General features: G+C 36.0%; 1 protein-coding gene and 1 pseudogene. Both read left to right on the top strand.

Annotation, left to right across the window (positions count from 1 at the left end):
• Positions 1–111: 111 nt before the first annotated feature.
• A complete protein-coding gene (locus AC1DRF_RS29425) occupies positions 112–672 on the top strand; it encodes a copper resistance CopC family protein (protein ID WP_230183469.1) in 561 nt (186 codons plus the stop codon).
• A 13-nt stretch (positions 673–685) separates the two neighbouring features.
• A pseudogene (locus AC1DRF_RS29420) lies at positions 686–1023 on the top strand (copper resistance D family protein); the annotation flags it as partial.

Raw genomic sequence — 1023 nt, 5'->3', positions numbered from 1 at the left:
GAGTAAAAAAGGCGTACACTTACTAGGAAAATAGATCATGTTCGGAAACGTCTACATAAAAACATTTTTGGATATGATGAAAAAAGAAAAAAGAGATAGGGAGTCATAAATATGAAAAAAATAATAGGTTTACTTTTAGCATGCTTTCTAGCTGTTCCGACAGTTAGTTTTGCTCATACACATGTGCAAACAACCGTGCCGGAAAATGGTGCAACTGTTACAGCTCCTCTAAAAGAAATTAAATTAACCTTTGAAACACACATCGAGAAAATCAGTACTGTAACTGTTACAAAAGATGGACAAAAAATTTCACTTGCATCGCAAAAAGTAGAGGGTCATGATTTAATAGCTTCTCTCGATCAGCCTCTTGAAAACGGATCTTACACAGTGGACTGGGAAATTGTAGGGGAAGATGGTCATGTAATGAAAGATTCGATTGCTTTTAAAGTAGATGTGAAAGATGAAGCGAAAGAAGAGAATACTCAAGCAGCCGGAAAAGATAGTGAAAAAAAGCAAGACGCCACGCAATCCGAACAGCACAAAAAAAGTGCAGTAGCAAATGATGAAAAAACAGAGAACAATGATTCTTCATCGTTTTTTGTTATCATGATTATTGCTATTGTAGTGGTGGTTGGAGCATTACTCTTAATCTTCAGAAAGAAAAAGGCTTAAAAAGATKAGTATTTTGTTGCCTGTTTTTGAGTGGTTCACATACGTAGGTCTTTCCTTATTATTAGGATTTGCAGTACTGCAATATGTACCGCTTACAAAAAAGCCAACAATTTTATTATCAAAGCGATGGCTACTTGCAAGTGCAGCGGCTGTCGCTATTTTTTCGGTTGGAAATTCGCTTGAGATTATTTTATCTTTTTCAAAAATAAGAGGGTTAGGTGAAACAGTTCGTCTTGTATTATTGGAAACAAGAACGGGACACGCCTGGATCTTTGTTGTGCTAATTGCTATTTTATGTATGGTTGCTGTTTCAATAGAGAGCCACCCTCATATGTATACATTACTGACTGT

It is taken from the genome of Priestia sp. P5_B4, from assembly GCF_056400385.1.
The sequence above is the reverse complement of the archived record's forward strand: the minus strand, read 5'-3'. Positions and strand labels throughout refer to the sequence as shown.

Coding starts and splice junctions, on each gene's coding strand:
- AC1DRF_RS29425 (WP_230183469.1), top strand. CDS start 112: ATGAAAAAAATAATAGGTTTACTTTTAGCATGCTTTCTAGCTGTTCCG.